Here is a 17458-nt window from a genome sequence, read left to right on the forward strand (position 1 = left end):
TCCTGCCCGTGAGGCAGGTCCGGCGGGAACGGTGCTGGGGGCGCTGTGCCTTTGCCCCGGTCTTGAATGAGGCCATTGTGGGTGACGCCGCCCGCCTGGAGAGGTGGTGTACTCACGGCACGGCGGGGTACACCACTTCGAGAGGTACACCGCTCCAGCCCGCCGCCCGGCTCGAACACACCCCCTGCGACATCTTGATGACAAATGCTCCAGAGCCTCTGGCGCTGGCCGGGGAAATACCGCCCTGGCCGCCCGCAGAGAAGAAGCTGCGCCGCGCCGTAACCGCCTGCCCTTTCACCGGAACAGCGGGGGCGGCACACACCTGAGCGCCGAACCCCTATCACGGTTGAGTCACAGCCCCTGACGTAAGCTCCGCGCATGACTGGCAGTTTCTGCCTGCCGGCGGGCAGCCGGGAGCAGCGTGCGTGAAGCTCGCGCCGCCGTACTCCCTGCCCTGTGGCCGGGCGATGAGGCTGCCGCGCCGCCGGACCCCGCCGGGGCACTCGACCATCTGATCTGCCTGCTGGGTGCCGCTCTGGAGGAGGCCGCTCAGGCCGGGGAGGACTGGCAGCGGGAACACGTCCGCCGCACCGCGGACCTCGCCGGGCGGCTGGCGACGGCCCTGGGGCTGCTGCCGGGTGAGGTCCGGGCCATCCGCTGGGGGGCGGCGCTGCACGACATCGGCAAGGTGCGCGTGCCACAGGCCATCTTGCAGAAGGCGGGGGCGCTGGGGCCAGCGGAACATGCCGTCATCCTCCAGCACCCCGTCTGGGGCGTGGAGTTGTTGGCAGCACTGCCCTTTTTGCCGCCGCAGACACTGGAAGCCGTGCATCACCACCACGAACGCTGGGACGGCCAGGGCTACCCGGCGGGGCTGCGTGGCGGCGAGATTCCGCTGAGTGCCCGCATCGTCTGTCTCGCGGACGTGTTCGAGGCCCTGACCAGCTCGCGGCCCTACAAATCCGGCTGGCCGGAGGCGGACGCTGCCCTGTACCTGCTGCAAGAGGCCGGGCGGCTCTTTGACCCGGTCCTCGCGCCGCTGTTCGTGGACGGGGTGCTGGGCTTTGGGCACCTGCTTTCCCCCGGCGGGCAGGCCCCCGCCAGCGCCGCTCCCTGAGATGGAATCCGTTGAAAAGGTTGGCCTGTCAACCGGAACATTCAGCCGAAGGGAGAAGGAGAACGTACGGATTCCGGAATCCGGATCAGGCAGCGCTACTTGAGATAGGGGGCAAAGCGGCTGAGGGTGGCCGCGTCGGGGCCAGCTGCCGCACTCAGCAGGCGGTTGCCGCTGAAGGTCAGCAGCAGCGGTTTGCTGCCTCCCACCAGCGCGGGGCGGCCGGGCACCGTCAGGCGCGCCCCGCCGCTGAGAAGAACCTGCGCGGTGCGCGCGTCGAAGGTCAGCGCCTCGGCGCTCAGGACGGGCGCGGCGGCACTCACGTTGCCCTGGGCGGTCACGAAGCCGGTTTTCACGTACAGCACCATCCGGTTCGCCGTCAGGTTCTTCAGGCGCGCGTCGCTGTAGGTCACGCCGCCCGACGCGGTGACCGTGCCGAGTTTCAGGTCATACAGGACGTTCTGGGCGCGCAGCGTGCCCCCCTGCCGGGTGGTGACGGTCGCGCCCTGGGCCGTCAGCCGTGCGCCGGGCACCAGTTGCATCTGGGCCGCGTTCAGCCGCAGCCCGGTGCGGGCGTCGGTCGCGGTGCCGCCCTGGGGGAGGTCGGTCGCGCCGGTTTCCAGGTTCAGGTTCTGCGGCCCCCGCGGCGTCACGTTCAGCCCGCCGAAGGTCACGGCGCTGCCCGCCCCCAGCGTCAGCGCGGCCAGCAGAGAGAGAAAAAAGCGGTTCATGCGCCCCACCCTAGCGCCCGGCCCCTGAGCGGCGTGAGCGGCGGCGTCAGCTCCAGTTCAGGTGGTGCGGGGCGGTGGGCGGGCCGTTCTCTTCTCTCCCTGAAGCCTGCGGCAAGACCCCTCCGGCTCAGGCTCCAGGCCACTGCCAAAAAAGAAGCACCCCGAAGGGCTGTCGGCTGCCTGTTTAGTTTCCCACTCTGCTGCGACAAATACAGGCTTTTCGAGCTGTGGGAAAACTGCATACGCCCTGAATAACGTCACGGTATTTTCCCATTTTCTGCAGCCGCGCCAGCACGAGCTTTTCTCCTGCTCCTCGTGAGCGGCTGCTCTCTATGCGCATACTTTCGAGCTTCCTTTCCCCCTGCCCCGTTTCCTGAGGGGCTGGACTGTCCTCAAAGCTGCTTTTGCCATAGCGAAGCGCCCCGGGATGAGTCAGGGCGCTGATTCTTGCTGCTGGCGGCCGTTCGCCTTCAGTTGGCGTCGTCGTCGTCGGGGTCCTCGTCCAGGTCGGGATCGTCGAAGTCCGCGATGTATTCCCGGACCACCCGCTCGAAGAACAGGGGCAGGGGCAGGTTCGTCCAGTCGCTGTGGTGGCCGTAGCCGCTGCGCAGGCTCTCCACGAACTCCGCCACCCGGTCGACGTCGTCCTGGGGTTGCGCGAGGAGGACGCTGATCTCCACCGGGTTCGGGGTGGAGCGGTGCTGGGTAAACGGCGGGCGGTCCTTATCGGCGCGGACATGCACGCTGCGGCCCGCGTGCTTCTCTGCCTTCTCGCCCTTCTTACGGTTTTCCTTGAAGGCGGGCGTGCTGCGGTAGCAGGAGACGCCGCGCTTCCCGCGGAACGTGAGCTTGCTTCCGAAGGAGAAGTAAGTGGGCACCTGGCAGCCCCCCACACGCAGCAGCTTGGCCGCCAGCCAGGTGGGGGCGTGCACCCGGTGAATCTCTCCCGTGTCAATGTCGTCGTAGCGGACGTACTTGTCCGTCACGACCTGCGGGGCGTTGTCCTGGCGGATCCGCACCAGGCGCAGGCCAGCTTTCTGCCAGGGCACCTGCATGTTGCGCTTGTTCAGGGCGTCGAACCCGACGTTGCCCGGATCGACCCGGATGTCGGCCAGCCAGGGCCACAGCCGCACCGCGTGGGTGCTGTCCACCATCACCAGGGGACGCCGGCCAGCCGTGACTTCCGCCTGAATGGCGTTGAAAACAAACTCCTGGTACTGGTGCTGGCGCACGCCGCTCTTGGCGTCGGTGTTGAGGTTCAGCGGGCTCTTCGCCGCGACGTCGAGCAGGGTCTCGCGCAGGGATTGCCAGGGGGTGACCTGCAGGGTTTTCGCATCGTCCTCGTAGGCGAAGGCCGCCTCGACCCGCGCGCCGCGCAACCACACCCGGAAGGAGAGAGCGACGAAGGAGCGGTCGTTCTCTCCTTTCTTGCGGTTGCGCTGGATGGCGGTGAAGCCGAGCAGCACCTCGGGCCGCGTCTCCCGCGGGAACAGCCGTTGCGCGTCCTCCTCAAGCAGGAAGAGCCGCTGCGCGTTCTCGCTGATCTCGTCGATGTTCCCGTGATGCCCCCAGACCAGGTGCATCCAGGCGTTGTGCAGGCGCATGCGGAAGTCCCGGGCGGGATCCTCCTCCTCGGGGTTGGGCGGGAGCAGGTACTGGACGGGGGCGCGGCCGCGCCGGGCGATGACGTTGCGCGCCACCCGCTTGTTGATCTTGTCCTCGCCGCGCAGCTTCCCGTCTGGCGACGTACGCGAAGGGTATGTGCGGGGGGCGAGAACGAGGACGCCGATCACCCCGTCCCGTTCGTTGGTGTCCCGGACGAGGTCCACCAGGGGCTTCCAGGCTTCGACGCGTTGCCGCGCGCGAGCGCGGGCCCCCAGGCGTGCCCCCGGCAGATCGTCACGCAACCCGTGCACGTCGTCGGGGAGACCGACGACCGCGACGTGGACGAGGTCCCCGAGGACCCGCTGCACCGTGTCCTGCGCGAGGCGGGCGTCTGCCTCGCAGGAGGGGTGGTAGGCGATCAGGAGCACGCTGCCAGCCCGGTGTTGCTGGGGGAGCATCTGGCGGGTGCGCGTCAGCCAGGTCTCGACCCGGTCAGCCTGGGCTTTCTCGTCGTCGATGTCGACGAAGGCGGTCTCGGTGGGGGCGCTGTTCTTCGTCCCCACCTCGGTGACGTCCGCCCAGGGTTGGAACCCGAGGGTTTCGAGGTGCGCGCGGGCCTGATCAAGGGCGTCAATCTTGTCGCGTTCGGGGACGCCCGCCTCAATCCTGTGTTTGCCGTAGCCCGCTCGCAGGTTGACGAGCACCTCGGCCCGGTCGCTGCGCTGATGCAGGGTGGCGGTGCCGTCCGCCGTCAGGTCGAGGTCGTAGGCGTTTGCAAGTTCCTTGAACTCCCCATTCACGGTGTAGGCGCCCTTCTCGGCGCTGATGGTGAATGGGTGCGCGGTGCTCTCGCCCACCCCGAAGACGTAGCCGGTGACGCTGCCGTTCCGGGGGTTGGCCTTGAGCTCCGACACCCAGCGGCGCTTGTGCAAGTCGAGGGCGACCAGCGGCCGGGGGAAGGTCGGGAGGGTGAGGACCCGGAGGCTGAGGACCAGGCTGAAGGGTTCCCGGACGTTCTCGCGGATGGGTGCGCTGATCAGCTCGGCCGTGGCCTGCGCGTGATTGGGAACGATTCGCCGGACGGGCCCCAGGCCCGGGAAGACCTCGCGGCCCTCCAGCTGCCGCGCGACGGCGTCCGCGAGTGCCGGGTACGAGAGCCCGGTGCCGGGTTCGGTGGTGCCGTTGGAGGCGGCCTTCCAGTCGTACACCGGGCCCCTCTCCGGCTTGACGGTCAGCAGCCGACGCTCCCGGTAGAGGGTTTTGAAGTCCTCCAGCACGGCCGTGAGCTGTTCGGTGTCCTCGCGGCCCTGGCAGGCCGCAGTCAGGGTGCCGTTGGTCCAGCGGGCGACGGCCTTCATGGCCCCCTTGAACAGGGCACCCTGGTCCTCACCGTCCGCCCAGGCGAGGACCCCGCTTTCTCTCTCCGCAGTGCCCAGGCGGCGGGCAACCCGTTGCAGGCCCGGCACGTGCAGTTCCAGGAGGGTGTTCAACGAGCGGGTGGGCATGTACCCGGGCCTGAGGGCCTGGTCCAGCCGCCAGAGCACCTCGCGGGCCGGGTCGGTCCAGGCCAGAGTGTGCAGCTGCGCGGGCGCGCCCTGCGCCTGGTCGGGGAACAGGAAGCACAGGGGCCGGAAGTCCTCATGGTCGTCGTACTTGTGGTAGCGCGCGGGGGCAGCCGTAGTCATCAGATTTCCTCCAGGTCAAGGTCGGCGGGGGGCACGTACACGTCATCCACGTCGTCCGGGTCGAGCTGGACAGCCTTGCGGCGCGGGGCTGGCCGGGGCACGGCCGGGTCGGGGAAGTGGAGGTTTTCCAGGCGTTCGAGGGGGTCGAGGAACGCGGCGTACAGCTCGCGGTACACGCCGGCGCGCAGCGGGTCCGGGTGGTTCACGCAGGCCCGCAGGACGTCCCGCATGGCCACCAGGACGCTGCTCGAAGCAGTTTCCACCTCACCCCTGGCGCTCATGCGCGCCCAGGCGGCGTCGACGAAGAACACCTGGACGGGGCTGCCACCGCGCATGCCGCGGCCGATGGTCTGCAGGACGGGCACGGCCAGGTTCGCCGCGAACGCCTCGAACAACTCCCCCTCCAGCGTGGACGCCCGCAGCGGGGAGCCGATCAGCTCGGACGCGCGGGCGAAGGCCGCGCGGCGGGCCTGCAACCAGGCGTCACGGGTTTCCTCGAGCGTCTCGTCCCCGGCGGGCACACGCGCGTCGGCCTTCTGGGTTTCGCGGGCCACGACGCTGAGCAAAAAGGACAGGTCGTCCGCCGCCGGGTGAGGCCGGGTGAGGAAGTACAGGCAGCCCATCGCGGCCTTGCGGCGGTGCTCGCCCTCGCTGAAGACGATGTTCACGCCGCGCCCGATCGCCATCATCGGGAAGACCAGCAGCTCCACGTCCTCGTCGTCCCTCAGGGCCTCGACCTGCGCGGAGGTGACGTAGGGCCCGGGGCGCGGCGCGCGGACGACCCCGCGCACCCGCCGGTAGGCGTCGGGGTGACGGACGCGCAGGTGCTCGACGATGGTCTCCACCTGCTCATAGCTGTTCACCACGAACGCCGCCTTGCGCCGGGCCCCGTAACTGGCCTGCAGGGTGGTGAGGGCCTTGCCCACCTCGCTTTCCTGCCAGTCGCCGCCCACGAGGGCGTCCACCATGCGGCGCAGGTTCTCCCGGGCGGTGTGCGGGTCTCCCGCGCCGCTGAAGGAGAGCGGCGTGCCGCTGCGCTGGTCCGTGACGGGCGTGAAGGCGTAGTGGGTGAGGTCGGCGCGCACGTCGGGCACCGCCGGGGAAAGGACGTAGTCCGGCAGGACCTCCACGTGGTAGGTGGTGCTCTGTTCGAGGTAGGACGTGGCGCTGGTGAGCAGCACGGCCGGTCCGCCTTCACCGTCCAGCTCGTGCAGGTGGTACAGCAGCAGGCGCGGCGCGCTGTTCATCATCAGGTAGTCGATGGCCGTCGAGCCGTTGGGCTGCATGTGGAAGCGCACGCCGGAGAGCAGGCCCATCACGTTCACCGGCACGTGCTTTTGCAGTTCGGCGCTGTCACTGTTGGACAGGACGCTGCCATCGACGATCCCGTGGGTGACGAGCCGCTGCGCGTGACCGGCGACGCGGCGGAACGCGACCACCAGGCAGGACACCGCGACGAGCAGACGCACGTCCTCGTGGACGGGCCGTCCCTCCAGGCCCACCACCCGCACCAGGATCCTGTGGATGGCGGCCTGGGCGGCCTCACGCCTCCCCGAAGTGTTCGCCCGCAGGTACATCCGCAGCGCCTCATTCAGGGCGAGCCATTCTTTCCTCGCGGCGGTGACCTTGAGGCCCAGGTCGCGGGCGAAACGTCTGGCGTTCACCCACTCCTGAGGGCGGTTGTCGGTCTCGAAGGCGTCGTAGAGGGCCGACTGGTAGAAGTCCCACACCGCCGCCTTTCGTTCCTGCGCAATGTCGCGCATGATGCGGCTCAGCACCGCATTGGTCGTCAGCAACTGCCCGGCGTACCGCTCGCGGGTTTCCGGGCTGAGCTTCTGCACGGTGGTGACGAGCCGCTTGGTGTGCCAGGAGAAGCGGTCGAAGTACTCGTCGTACACCTCCACCAGTGGGTCCGTCAGCATGAAGTTGTCCTCCCCGGCCAGGCGTACCTGCAGGTCCTGCACGCCGTTGTGATGGAGGCTGTTCTCCCGGCCGGTGATCTTCAGGGTGACGGCCCCGTGCCCGTCGAGGTTCTGCTGGGCGGCGTCGCACTCGTCGACGATGACCACGTCGAAGGTGCGTGCCACCAGCTCGAAGTACCGCAGGCGCTCCTCGCTGGTATGCCCCGGCACCAGGGTGTCCAGGCTGGCGATGTGGCCCAGCCACACCGTCTGGCTGGGCAGGTCCCGCGCGGCCTTGTTGCGCCCGCAGGCCGCCCAGGCCGGGCAGAGTCTCCGCACCGCGCGGCGGTCGCCGGGTTCACGCCGCTGCTGGACGCGGTCGCACGGCGCTTCCCCCAGTGGCCAGTGCTCGCTGCCCGAGGGGGCGAAGGCGGGAAGCAGGCAGTTGGCGCCGAAGAGATGCGCGCCGAACACCGCGTGGCCGAAGCCCCCCTGCGGGTCGCCGCTGGCAGCGAGTTCGCTCAGCCGGGTGGCGTGCCGGGCGCGGGTCGTGCCCCCCTGTCCGACGAGCATGCCGACGCTCGCCCCGTAACGGTGCAGCTTCTCGAGGTACCCGCGGGCGACCTGCACGCTGGTGAAGAACACCGCCGTCTTCACGCCCTGGCGGGAGAGCCAGACGCACAGCAGGGTGATCAGGGTGGTCTTCCCCGCCCCGGGCAGGCCGACCAGGTGCTTGAGGCCCTCGAGGACCAGTTCCGTGCCCGGTTCGAGTTTGCCTCCGGCCGTGACCATCAGCTTCGCGTTCGCGAGGCGGGCCGCCCAGTTCTCCGGCCGGTGGCCCTGCTCTCCGTCGAGCCGGTCGAGTTCCGCCGCGATGGCTTCCAGGTCCGACCAGGGCACGCGCAGCGCCCCGCGGGGCGTGCGGTCGAGGCTGTGTTGCGGGATGGCGGGGAGCGGCACGCCCCCGAGGTTTACGGGGACGTGCACGGTGCCGGTGGCGGCGTAGCCGTCGGTGCGGCGGGCAGACACCTCCGCGGTGAATTCCCGCGCCGGGTCCGCGAGGGACAGGGTATTGAACTGCCGGTCGAAGCCGTCGCGTAGGGCCTGCCTGGCCTGTTCGGCAGTCGTGTTGGCGGTGACGTCGCGGTCCTTGATGCGGTGGGTGACTCGCTTGAAGTGGATGCCGTCGTCCCGCTCCTGAATCTCGTACGCGGGGGCCTGCTGCCGTCCCTGCTCGCGGACGAAGGCGTTGAAGTCGCGCACCTCGTACACCAGCGCGCCGTGCGACCGCACCCCCTGAAGGACGTGACGGGCTTCCCGGACCAGCGCGGCGTGCGGCGCGACGGCGGGGGCCTTCAGGACGCTGGCCAGGCCCTGCATCAGCAGGGGAACGTCGTCGAGTTTCTCCAGGCCGAGTTCCTCGGCGAGCACGCAGGCCCACTGGATGCGCCGGGGGCCGGGCCACAGGCTGGGGACTTCACGCATGGGCCAGGACCTCCAGTTCCCCGCGGACTTCACCCACGGTCATGACGCGGACCGCCGCGGCGGGGCCGCGCTTCAGGCCGCGCCGCAGCGCCTGCAGGTACCCCGCCTGGTCCCGCCTCGCGTCGGGCACGGCGAGGATCTTCACGTCGTAGTGCTTCAGGCCGCCGATGCCCGCGTTCAGCTTGCACACGAGGGCGTGCGCGTCACGGTAGTTCTTCACGTCGACTCCCGTGCGGCGGCCCAGGCTCACGTCGCACTGGTCGGACTGGGGATACAGGGCGGCTGGGAGGCCCTTTTCCACGGCCGCGTCATAGATGCGCAACTCGTCCACCGCCGGGTTCACCCAGTAGCGCAGCACCTGGTTGCTCGCCACGAGCGGCGCGTTCGCCTCGAAGGGCCGGGCGAGGGCTCGGTACTCCTGCCCCTCCCGGCAGGCCTGCAGGGGACAACGTCCCGCAGGGTAGCGCCCCTGGTCGGCATGAGGGCGGGTCAGGGTGCCGCAGTGCGCGCAGCGCTGCGGCACCCCGCGCTGCATCCAGGTTTCCGGCACGGGGATGAAGAAGTGCCCGAGCAGCAGGTCCGTCACCTCATCGGGCACGAGGTGGTCGTCGAAGTACCCGCGCAGGTGCTGGCGGGAGGTCAGGCTCTGACGGGCGATGAACTCCCGGATCAGCGTGTAGGCGCGGTGCTGCTCGGCCTTCGGCAGCGGCCCCAGCACCTCGGTCAGGCGCGCGTGCAGCTGCTTCTCGATCACGTCGTCGTGCGTGCGGCCGCTCTCGGCGGCGATCTCCTCACACTCCTCGGTGGGGACGAGCAGATCCGGATCCACCAGCAGGGTGTTGGCGTAGGGAAAGTCCCCCTGAAAGGCCTCAAGGTTCCATTCGCCGAGCGGCCGGGTGCAGGCGTGCAGCACGTCAAGCACGTTCGCGTAGCGGTCCTCCCGGCCTTCTTCCAGGGCGAGGCGGCCCAGCAGGCTCATCGCATCCTGCATGCTGTTTGGGACGGTGTGGTCCTGCAGGATGACGCGGCGCTCCTGGGCGACGCGGTACTGGGCGAGGACCGCTGCCGCGAGCAGCCGGGCAGTGGTGACGGGGCGCGTGGGGGTCGAATCAGGACTCATCGGGTGGACCTCCTGAAGGCAGCGAGCAACCGGCTCAGCACCGGCTGCTTCCTCACGGGGATTTATGTGCGGGCGCGTGCGTTTGGGTCGGGAGCGTTGACGACCTCGCCCTTGCGGCCTACGGAGTGCGGCCGGACCAGACCGGCGGCGAGGAGCCTGAGGGCCTCCTCGCCGCCGGGAAGGGACGAAGTGTGATGCACGCCGCCATCCTACACTACGTTCTCGACAAATCAAGGTGGGTTCGCTTCGTGATTCGCTGAACTGAATCACCAGGCTGAGAAATCAGCCTGGTCCGCTCTCGACGAACGGCGGGAAGTGCGCTACCCTGGAGAGGAATTTCAGCGTCTGGGGCGGATCCTCACCGGACCGCCCCCGCTTCTCGACGACACCATGACCACGACCGAAGACACCCCCAGGACGCCCACGCCCCGCCCGCGCGCGCCGCGCACCCTGGAACCGCAGGTGCGGATGGGGGATGCCCGCGACGCTGCCCGCTTCCTCCCCAAAAAATCGGTCGACCTGGTGGTCACGTCGCCCCCCTACTGGCGCAAGCGCGACTACGGGCACCCCGATCAGCTCGGCTGGGAGAGGACGCCCGAGGAGTTCGCCAAGCGGCTGGTGGCGGTCATGAACCTCTGGAAGCCAGTGCTCAAGCCGCACGCCTCGGTGTTCGTCAACCTCGGCGACTCCTTTCGGGACGGCCGCATGGCCGGGGTGACCACCCTCTTCGAACTCGCCGCCATCACGGGGGGCTGGAGCCTCGTCTCGCGCATCCTGTGGGTCAAGCGCAGCGGACTCCCCGACCCTCACGGGCGGCTGCCGCAGCGCCACGAGTTCATCTTTCAGTTCGCCCAGAAGGGGGCCTCGCCCTACCTCGATACCTACGCTTACGCGCAGGAGTTCGACCTCTCCGAGGGCAACGTCTGGCACGTCAAGCCGGGGCGGTCGCTGAGCCCCCACCTCGCCCCCTTTCCCGAGGAGCTGCCGCGCCGCGCCATCCTGCTGGCCTGCCCCGAGCAGGTGTGCGTGACCTGCGGCGCGCCCCTGCGGCGGGTGCTGCGGCGCGGCCTCAAGCTCGACCCCAACCGCAAGCAGAGCGCGCGCGCCCTCGAGCGTTGGCACGCCAGCGGCCTCAACGAGCGCCATCAGGAGGCCATCCGCGCGACGGGCATCTCCGACGCGGGCAAGTCCCTGCGCTTTCAGGTGGGTGCCGGCCGCAACAGCGCGGAGGTCGCGGCGCTCGCTTAGGAGGCCAAGGCCGCCCTCGGGGGGTACTTCCGGGAATTCACCTTCGCGCTGCCCGAGCAGCATGGCTGGGACCCCTGCGCCCGCTGCGGCGAGGCGGGCCACCGCCCCGGCCTGGTGTTCGACCCCTTCGTGGGCACCGGCACCACCCTGCGCGCCGCGCAGGCGCTGGGCCGCCGCAGCTTCGGGCTGGACCTCCACCCCATGTGCGAGGCCAGGACATCTTGACCGGCGGGCCGTGAGCCCGTCATCAAGTTCGGCCGGATGCGGGATGGGCGCCTCCTATACTCAAAGGTGCCCATGCCCACCCTCAAAAAGAAGTCGCTCTCGCTGTACTTCAAGAACCGCTGTGACCGGCAGCTGCTGCTCTACCTCCACAGCGACGAGGAGCGGGCGCGGCTGGGCATGCCCGAGCGGCAGAAGGCGCGCCCTGGCCTGGGCAAGGCGGCCAAGGCCGGACACGAGTACCAGTTCAAGCGGGTGAATGAGCTGATCGACGTCCTCGGCGACCGGGTGCTGCATGGTGGCGTCGACCCCGAAGAGGAAAACCAGCACCAGAAGGTCGATCTGCGGGAGAGGCTGGAGAGCGCCGAACCCTACGCCCTGATCGTCGAGGGCGAGTTCGAGGTGCCAGCGAGCTTTCTGCGGTGGGCTGGGGTTCAGGAGCTGCTCGGCGACCCTGGGACCGGCGAGAAGCTGCACAACGACGTGCGACCCGACCTCACCGAAGTTCTGCCTGCCGGTTGGAGTCCTGGGGGCAAGCGGGTGACCCCCCAGGGCCGTGTGGTCTCCATCCCTGCCGATGACCCGCGCCTACAAGTGCGCGTGGTCGACATCAAGCTCGCTTCGGAGCCCGGCGCGAACTACTTCGGGGAGGTCGCCTACTACTCGGTGCTCCTCGCCAGCGCCCTGGAGGCCTGGGGCCTGGACGACCGGTTCGTCGTCCTGCCCCAGGCGGCCATCTGGCCCGGCTCCTACGACGACTCGGCCGTGGTGCGCCTCGCCCGGGAGGGGCAGGCGCTGGGCCTGCCCTGCGCCGCCGACGAGCTCTTCACGGCCCTCCACAAGGACTTCGAGGAGATCGACGTCGAGCTGTTCACCCCGCGGATCATGCGCTTCCTGCGCGAGGACCTCCCCCGCGTGCTGGGGGCCGGGGTTGAAGAGGCCGCCTGGCACCCGAACTACAGCTGCATGGGTTGCGAGTTCTACGGCCACGGCTGGGAGGACGACCAGGGCAACGCGACCTGGCGCCCGGACCACTGCAAGCAGCGCGCCGCCGAGGGGGACGGCCGGCTCAGCCGCGTCTACGGGCTCACCCGCAGTATGGCCCTGGAACTCGAGCACCAGGGCGTGGCCTCGGTCAAGGCGCTCGCGGCGCTCACCCCCCGCGCGCAGCCGCTGCAACGAACCGGCGCGCTGCGCGCCAACGCCGCCAAGCTGGTGGCCCGCGCCCAGGCGCTGTGTCAGGGAGAGGTGGTTCCTGTCCCCGGCGACGGCCTCACGGCCTCGATGCCCGCCTACACGGACCTGAAGGTGTGGATTGACCTGGAGTACGACCCCAGCACGGCGATCACCGGAGTCTTCGGCATTCGTGCGGGCTGGATGGAACCCCGGGAATTCGGGGCGGAGTCGGAGGTCAAGCGGGAGCAGCGCGAGTGGGGACGTTACGGCGACCGGCTGGTCTTTCTGGTGGAGCGCAAGGATCTCGACCTGGAGCGGGACCAGTTCCTGAATTCCTGCGCGCGCTGAAGGACATCCTGGGGTGGGTCCAGGAGCAGGACGACGCCCGCATGAGCGCGCCCCCCACCTGCTGGAAGGTGGATGAGCGCACCGGGGAGACGAAGATGCTCGACCCCAAGCGCAGCCGCTACCAGATCTACCTGTGGGACGAGGCGCAGCAGCGTCACCTCCAGCGCCTCGTGAGCCGGCATCTGGAGGCCCTCCTGCAAGACCCCGAGCTGCAGGACCTCGCCTGGCTGTTTCCCTCGGGCGAGCTGCTGCAGCAGGCCGAGGATGCCACCCGCGCCGCGCCGCTGACGATCGTGCAGCCCATCCTGGAGGCCTTCGTGGCGGTGCCTGTCCCGCACCACTACACGCTGATGAGCGTCGTCCCGGCCTACAACGACGGTTTCTGGAGCTGGCGGCGAAACGACCGCTTCTACGACGAGCTCAGCAGCCTGCTGCCCCCGGAGCGCATCCACGAGGTGTGGGAGGACTCCGCCGCCCGGCTCACCCGGGAGGAGACCGGCAGCAGCGGGCTGCAACAGACGTTGATCACCGAGGCCGGGAAAAAGCTCGATGCGCTGGAACAGGTGCAGCGCCGACTGGAGGCCGACCTGCGCAAGCGCAGGGCCGCCAGCACATCAAGTGCCCCCGTGGTCGGGTACGAGTCGTTGAGCCTGAACGGCGTCGCTTACGAGTCGCAGCTGTGGTTCCAGTACCACCGCCTGAATGCCGCGCTGCAGCAGTTCGAGTCGGAGTTCGCGTATTGCCTGCCGCCCGCCGAGCGGGTCGCCAAGTTCAAGGCCGCGGAGCTGACCCGCCTGCGCGGCGCGGAGGCAGAGCGGGAGCTCGACCGGCTCAACAAACAAGCGGGCACGCGTTACCGGCTCCAGGACGTGATGGTGTTCCGGATGACCCCCGAGTCGCGCGACGTGAACCTGCGTTCCAGTGACATCGGCCTCTGTCTGTCGCCCAAGGATCAGCCTGGGCTACTGATGCGCACCCTGGGCAGCTTCGGCCCTGCCCGGGACCTGTACGTGAGGTTCAAGCAGGCGCAGAAGTCTGGCCGCACGGTGCCGCTGCCCTTCTCGCCCGGTGACCTGAAAAAGCCTCTGTGGCAGGTCATGAACTTCTCGGTGAGCATCGAGCTCCTTGACCGGCGATCGGGCCTGGTCGCGCTGCGTCCGCTCTCCGACCAGTATGAGAACCTCTGCCGTCTCCTCGGCTTCGACCCCTTCGCCACCGCGCCGGTGATGCTGGACCGGCTTCAGCGCGATTTCTTCGCCAAGAAGATCGGCATCACCCTCAAGGCCATGGGGGTGCCGGAGAACGTCGTGCTGGACCAGAGGACGCTGGCCCATCTCAAGCCCGCGGCGCGCGGCGCGCCTCCGCGTCGGCGCAGCAGGGAGTGGGATGGCCCGTGGGTGGACTTCATCTGGCGGGGCCGGGCAACGGCCGCGGCGGCGCGCCCGGGTCACCGCGCCCAGGTGCTGGCTGAGGAGCTGAAGATTGACGCCACGCTCAACGAGCGGCAGGCGGACGCGTGGCGCAGCGCCCTGACCCAGCGGCTCACGCTGATCTGGGGGCCTCCCGGCACCGGGAAGAGCAAGACGTTGCGCTCAGTACTCAAGGCCGTGGTCCGTGAGGCGGAGCTGCTCGGGCAACCCCGGGTGATCCTGATCACTGCCAACACCTACACCGCCGTGGACAACATCCTGCTCGACGTGCTGGGGGAGCTGCAGGTAACCTCCGCGGAGGTGGTGCGGGTCCAGCGCGAGGGCCGAGAGACGGACGCGCGGGTCACCGAGGCGCTGGCCCAGCATGCCGAGCGGTTTCGCAGCGTGGATCTCGACCGCTGGGCACCCTCGGAAGAGGTGGATGAGCTCTTGGGGAGGATCGGTGTCCCCCAGGGGGTGCTCATCCTGGGGGCGCCCGCGATCCAGGTGCACAACCTCGCCTACGCGGGCAAGGATGAGGCGACCCAGCAGTGGGCGAGGCGTGCCTGGTTCGACTACGTCGTGATCGACGAGGCCTCGCAGATGGACGCGGTGACCAGCACCCTCGTCTTCACGAAGACCAAGCCGGAGGCCACCGTGGTCCTCGCCGGCGACGACAAGCAGCTGCCCCCGATCCACGCCGCTGAGAAGCCCGAGGGCCGCCAGTCCCTGCTCGGCTCCGTCTACGAGTACGTCAAGGACATCGGGCGGGTGAAGCCCGTGGAGCTCAACGTCAACTACCGCTCGAACGGGGCGATCGTGCGGGTGGCCCACCTCGCGGGGTACGCCGGGGACCTGCACGCCCGGTCGAAGGACATGCGCCTCAATCTGCAGGCCTGGGAGGTGCCCGCGGAAGCGCCCGAGGGGTGGCCCGCAACCATCACCTGGTCGCCGGAGTGGTACCGCCTGCTCGACCCCGACGCGCCGGTGACCTGCGTGGTGTACGACGACCTTGCCCTCAGCGGGCAGGTGAACGACTTCGAGGTGGGGGCCGCCTCGGCCCTCGCCTGGATCCTGCGCCGCCACCTCGGCAAGGGCGCGCGCGGCCGGCTGGACTCCGCGGGCGGGGAGATCGAGTGTCCGGCGATCCTGGCGGACGACCGGCACTTCTGGAAAGAGGGCCTCGGCGTGGTCGCGCCCCACAAGGCGATGGTCAGCAAGGTCGCGGACAGCTTCCGGCACCTGTTCCCGGGGGACCCCGCCGACGCGGTGGCTTCCGCGGTGGACACCGTCGAGCGCTTCCAGGGGCAGGAGCGCGAGGTGATGCTCGCGGTGTTCGGTCTGGGCGACACCGAGATGATCTCCAGCGAGGCCGAGTTTCTCTACGACCTGCGGCGCTTCAACGTAATGGCCTCGCGGGCGCGCAACAAGCTGATCGTGTTCGTGACGCGCGCGCTGCTCGACTTCATGGCGAACGACAAGGACGTGCTGGAGCAGTCGGGGCTGCTCAAACGCTTCGCCGAGCTGCACTGCCAGCCCGCGGGCGCGCCGGTCGACCTCTGCGTGGAGAACGAGCGGGGCGAGGCCGTGCCGCGCTCCTGCGAGGTGCGGGTGGCGCGCTAAGGTTCATCGGGGCGGAACTTCGGGCGAATCGGTCATCGCTAGCCTTGCACGTGACGTGCCCATCAGAACTAGACCAGCACAGCCCTGAGCTCTCATCGTCACCTACGGTGGCAAAGTTACGCGTCGAAACCCTGAATAAGGACCATAATTCACAAAATTTTGGACTGTGCTTCATAAATAGCCAGCCCACATGGGCACTTGATATTCCACCGAAGGAATACTAGAATGGAGGCAGTGGGAGGCAGATGCCATGGACTTGGAAATTGTTTGGTGCGGACGAGTGCAAGATACCCGAAGACCTTCTGCGGGCCTTCTACCATCTTCTTGAAGACCCGATCATCCCCCTCCGCGAGGGCCTAGACCCCCTGCTGACCACTGATCAGAGCATCAGCCTGCGCACCAAGATCAGGAAGCTCTGTGATTTCTACCCGGGCTCGCTCAGCAGCGACGAAATCGACCGCTTTGACGACGGGTTTTATGAGCTCCGGCTGATGGGTAGAGGCTACAGTTACCGCTTTTTCTTCGTCCAGACGTCCCCTCAGACCTTCCTGTTTCTAGATGTGATCTCCAAAAAGTACAACGGTAAGACGCGTAAATCTGATCTCGCGACTACACGAGCACGACTCAAGCAAGTGAAGCGCAAGTAAGTGTGAACCGTGAACAACAGGCACAATGCGCAGACAAGAATCTGCCCAGTTACGTTAGAACAAGCTTCCCAGGAGTGCATGACATGAACAGTCAGCAAAGCGATCTCAAGCTCTCCGGCCTCCTTTTTCAGGACAGTGAACACGTTTTGGTCGAAAGGATCACGTACCTCAAGGAATACCTTAGCTACGTGATGAAAGAGCTGCGCAGTCAGGCAGAATTATCGCAGGCAGATATTGCCGAAGTTCTCGGTGTGAAGCAGCCCGCAGTGGCAAAACTCGAGAAGGCTGATCGGCAGCACGATATTGAAAGCGTGATGCGCTATCTTCACGCTGTTGGTGCAGAACTTACTGTAGGCGTCAAACGCGATGATCGGTTCTACCAGGTCAGTGAGCCGTCGAACACAGTGATTGTTGATGTGCCTGAGGACATCTGTGGGGAGTCACAACGCTGCCAAATGGACGTCCGATCCTACGTCCACGACGCACTTGATCACTACTGTCTGGAAGGCCAGAACACTGCCGCAGAATGGTTTGGGTTTGAGGTAGAAGTCAGCTTGTCGCCGCAGGGTCCCGAAGGCGAACAGGTGGAAGCGGAGGCGGTGTTGGTGTGACCCTTAGCGAGGAGCAGCGTCAGAAGTACAACAAATTCGTCAGCGGAGTTTCCCTGACTAGCATCAGGCTGGGCAGTTGCAGTGTCGAATCAGAGCCAATCCGTCCATCTCCATCAAAAACGAAGGTCGAGCTGGAGTTCGAGACGTCTCTTACTGAAGCCACATTCCAAACAGATGCCGGGGAGTTTGACGCTGTGGCGCAGATTGCCGTTAAGTTTTCAGTACGTGAGACGGGTGATCCAGTTGGCACCATTCGCGCCTCATATCGCCTCACCTATACCGGCCAGGATAGCTCTGACCTTGACACCGTGCGCCTATTTGTGAAGCAGAACGTGCCGGTCAACGCTTGGCCATACCTGCGAGAGTTCGTTCACACGACGATGCAGCGAATGGACTGGCCACCGTTCATCCTCCCACCCATGAGAAGGGGCCCCACCAAGAAGAAGACAGCTGCATCGAAGAAGGCAGCGGCGCCTACTTCGGATTAGGCACCTGTCCAAACGCGCGCACGAGCAGCATCATCGCCTGACGAC

The 17458-nt window shown here is 67.8% G+C and carries 12 protein-coding genes; 8 read left to right on the forward strand and 4 right to left on the reverse strand.

Features of this window, described 5'->3' with window-relative positions; all coding sequences use genetic code 11:
• Nucleotides 1-421: 421 nt before the first annotated feature.
• Entirely contained in the window at nt 422-1117 is a 696-nt protein-coding gene (locus tag ABEA67_RS08885; RefSeq protein WP_345464013.1) for an HD-GYP domain-containing protein, read from the forward strand.
• 95 nt (nt 1118-1212) lie between these two features.
• Here ABEA67_RS08885 and ABEA67_RS08890 read toward each other — a convergent pair whose 3' ends face one another.
• The 4 genes from ABEA67_RS08890 to ABEA67_RS08905 form a co-directional block, all read right to left on the reverse strand.
• On the reverse strand, nt 1213-1845 hold the full coding sequence (locus tag ABEA67_RS08890; RefSeq protein ID WP_345464016.1) for a hypothetical protein: 633 nt from the start codon (nt 1843-1845) through the stop codon (nt 1213-1215).
• Nucleotides 1846-2315: 470 nt separating this feature from the next.
• Nucleotides 2316-5135 (reverse strand): RNaseH domain-containing protein, encoded by a 2820-nt coding sequence (locus ABEA67_RS08895; RefSeq protein WP_345464019.1) that lies wholly within the window; start codon nt 5133-5135, stop codon nt 2316-2318.
• Nucleotides 5135-8521 (reverse strand): hypothetical protein, encoded by a 3387-nt coding sequence (locus ABEA67_RS08900; RefSeq protein WP_345464022.1) that lies wholly within the window; start codon nt 8519-8521, stop codon nt 5135-5137. The genes ABEA67_RS08895 and ABEA67_RS08900 overlap by 1 nt, the downstream gene beginning before the upstream one ends.
• Nucleotides 8514-9641: a restriction endonuclease-related protein gene (locus tag ABEA67_RS08905; protein WP_345464025.1), complete on the reverse strand. Its 1128-nt coding sequence runs from the start codon at nt 9639-9641 to the stop codon at nt 8514-8516. The genes ABEA67_RS08900 and ABEA67_RS08905 overlap by 8 nt, the downstream gene beginning before the upstream one ends.
• A 390-nt stretch (nt 9642-10031) precedes the next feature.
• Between ABEA67_RS08905 and ABEA67_RS08910 the strand changes: the two genes are divergently transcribed.
• The 7 genes from ABEA67_RS08910 to ABEA67_RS08940 all read left to right on the forward strand — a co-directional run bounded on the left by ABEA67_RS08910 (nt 10032) and on the right by ABEA67_RS08940 (nt 17413).
• Entirely contained in the window at nt 10032-10889 is an 858-nt protein-coding gene (locus ABEA67_RS08910) for a DNA-methyltransferase (protein ID WP_345464028.1), read from the forward strand.
• Between the two features lie 114 nt (nt 10890-11003).
• The gene (locus ABEA67_RS08915; RefSeq protein WP_345464031.1) at nt 11004-11114 is read left to right on the forward strand and encodes a DNA methyltransferase; all 111 of its coding nucleotides are present in this window, start codon (nt 11004-11006) and stop codon (nt 11112-11114) included.
• A gap of 72 nt (nt 11115-11186) precedes the next feature.
• Nucleotides 11187-12635 (forward strand): hypothetical protein, encoded by a 1449-nt coding sequence (locus ABEA67_RS08920; protein WP_345464034.1) that lies wholly within the window; start codon nt 11187-11189, stop codon nt 12633-12635.
• Between the two features lie 41 nt (nt 12636-12676).
• Nucleotides 12677-15667, forward strand: coding sequence for a DEAD/DEAH box helicase (locus ABEA67_RS08925; protein WP_345464037.1), 2991 nt, complete (start codon nt 12677-12679; stop codon nt 15665-15667).
• Between the two features lie 245 nt (nt 15668-15912).
• Nucleotides 15913-16314 carry a type II toxin-antitoxin system RelE/ParE family toxin gene (locus ABEA67_RS08930; protein ID WP_345464040.1) on the forward strand — a complete coding sequence of 134 codons (402 nt, stop codon included), beginning with the start codon at nt 15913-15915 and terminating at the stop codon, nt 16312-16314.
• An 83-nt stretch (nt 16315-16397) separates the two neighbouring features.
• Nucleotides 16398-16925 carry a helix-turn-helix domain-containing protein gene (locus ABEA67_RS08935; RefSeq protein ID WP_345464042.1) on the forward strand — a complete coding sequence of 176 codons (528 nt, stop codon included), beginning with the start codon at nt 16398-16400 and terminating at the stop codon, nt 16923-16925.
• The gene (locus tag ABEA67_RS08940; RefSeq protein WP_345464045.1) at nt 16922-17413 is read left to right on the forward strand and encodes a hypothetical protein; all 492 of its coding nucleotides are present in this window, start codon (nt 16922-16924) and stop codon (nt 17411-17413) included. The genes ABEA67_RS08935 and ABEA67_RS08940 overlap by 4 nt, the downstream gene beginning before the upstream one ends.
• The last annotated feature ends 45 nt before the right edge of the window (nt 17414-17458 follow it).

Source organism: Deinococcus carri (assembly GCF_039545055.1).
GTDB classification, from domain to species: domain Bacteria; phylum Deinococcota; class Deinococci; order Deinococcales; family Deinococcaceae; genus Deinococcus; species Deinococcus carri.

What these genes read in the sequence shown, in the direction of transcription:
- ABEA67_RS08925 (WP_345464037.1), top strand. Translation starts at nt 12,677, where the DNA reads ATGAGCGCGCCCCCCACCTGCTGGAAGGTGGATGAGCGCACCGGGGAG.
- ABEA67_RS08895 (WP_345464019.1), bottom strand. Translation starts at nt 5,135, where the DNA reads ATGACTACGGCTGCCCCCGCGCGCTACCACAAGTACGACGACCATGAG.
- ABEA67_RS08890 (WP_345464016.1), bottom strand. Translation starts at nt 1,845, where the DNA reads ATGAACCGCTTTTTTCTCTCTCTGCTGGCCGCGCTGACGCTGGGGGCG.
- ABEA67_RS08910 (WP_345464028.1), top strand. Translation starts at nt 10,032, where the DNA reads ATGACCACGACCGAAGACACCCCCAGGACGCCCACGCCCCGCCCGCGC.
- ABEA67_RS08900 (WP_345464022.1), bottom strand. Translation starts at nt 8,521, where the DNA reads ATGCGTGAAGTCCCCAGCCTGTGGCCCGGCCCCCGGCGCATCCAGTGG.
- ABEA67_RS08920 (WP_345464034.1), top strand. Translation starts at nt 11,187, where the DNA reads ATGCCCACCCTCAAAAAGAAGTCGCTCTCGCTGTACTTCAAGAACCGC.
- ABEA67_RS08905 (WP_345464025.1), bottom strand. Translation starts at nt 9,641, where the DNA reads ATGAGTCCTGATTCGACCCCCACGCGCCCCGTCACCACTGCCCGGCTG.
- ABEA67_RS08935 (WP_345464042.1), top strand. Translation starts at nt 16,398, where the DNA reads ATGAACAGTCAGCAAAGCGATCTCAAGCTCTCCGGCCTCCTTTTTCAG.
- ABEA67_RS08930 (WP_345464040.1), top strand. Translation starts at nt 15,913, where the DNA reads ATGCCATGGACTTGGAAATTGTTTGGTGCGGACGAGTGCAAGATACCC.